Origin of the sequence: Pseudomonas sp. NPDC089569, from assembly GCF_050280625.1 — a bacterium.
Lineage (GTDB): Bacteria > Pseudomonadota > Gammaproteobacteria > Pseudomonadales > Pseudomonadaceae > Aquipseudomonas.
Window position 1 is genome coordinate 1 of record NZ_JBNNVQ010000268.1, and the last position, 1,236, is coordinate 1,236.

2 pseudogenes are annotated in these 1,236 nt (G+C 58.9%); both read left to right on the forward strand.

The window, feature by feature from the left end:
* Nucleotides 1–59: 59 nt before the first annotated feature.
* Nucleotides 60–920, forward strand: a pseudogene (locus ACQKP2_RS32980) (cbb3-type cytochrome c oxidase subunit I); the annotation flags it as partial.
* Nucleotides 921–923: 3 nt separating this feature from the next.
* A pseudogene (locus ACQKP2_RS32985) lies at nucleotides 924–1,236 on the forward strand (cytochrome o ubiquinol oxidase subunit III); the annotation flags it as partial.

The following is a 1,236-nucleotide window of genomic DNA, read 5'->3' on the forward strand; positions in this document are numbered from 1 at the left end:
GCCCGCGAAGAACGATTACGCGGTGAAACAGATGCACCGCAGCGCCTGGTTCGCCGGCCTTCGCCATCGGCGGCATGACCGGCGTACTGCTGGCCATTCCGGGTGCCGACTTCGTTCTGCACAACAGCCTGTTCGTGATCGCGCACTTCCACAACGTGATCATCGGCGGCGCGGTATTCGGCTACATCGCAGGCTTCGGCTTCTACTTCCCTAAAGCGTTCGGCTTCAAGCTGCACGAAGGTTGGGGCAAGGCAGCATTCTGGTTCTGGATCACCGGCTTCTTCGTCGCGTTCATGCCGCTCTATGTACTGGGCTTCATGGGCATGACCCGTCGTCTGAACGCCACCACCAACCCTGAGTGGGTACCGTACCTGTACGTGGCCATGTTCGGTGCGATCCTGATCGCCTTCGGTATCGCTTGCCAGCTGATCCAGCTCTACGTGTCGGTGCGTGACCGCAACAAGCCGGAAAACATGTGCGAACACGGCGACCCGTGGAATGCACACACTCTGGAATGGTCGACCTCGTCGCCACCTCCGTTCTACAACTTCGCCGTTCTGCCGAAAGCCGACGTTGTCGACCCGTTCACCGAAGCCAAGGAAAACGGTACCGCTTACAAGGCTCCGGCCAAGTACGAACCGATCCACATGCCGAACAACACCGCGACCGGTCTGGTCATGGGTGCTCTGTTGACCGTGTTCGGTTTCGCGATGATCTGGCACATCTGGTGGCTGGCAATCGCTAGCCTGGCCGGCACCGTGATCTACTTCGCGATCCACGCGGCCCGTGATGATCAAGGCTACTACGTGCCGGTCGACGTGATCGAGCGCATCGAAGCCGAGCAGCACAAGCGTCTGGTAGCCGCCGGGAAAATCCCAGCCACTGCCACCCGTGTTGAAACCTCGTTGGAACAGGCTTAAACCATGTCGAACTTAGTGACCAATGCTGGACACACCCATGTCGATGGACATGGGCATGATGACCATCACCACGACTCGGGCGAGATGACCGTATTCGGTTTCTGGCTCTACCTGATGACCGACTGCATTCTGTTTGCGTCGATCTTCGCAGCGTACGCGGTACTGGTTAACAACGTAGCGGGTGGCCCGTCGGGCCACGACATCTTCGAACTGCCATACGTACTGGGCGAAACCGCTCTGCTGCTGTTCAGTTCGATCACCTACGGCTTCGCCATGCTGGCGTTCTTCCGTGGTAACAAGACGCAGGTCCTGGGCT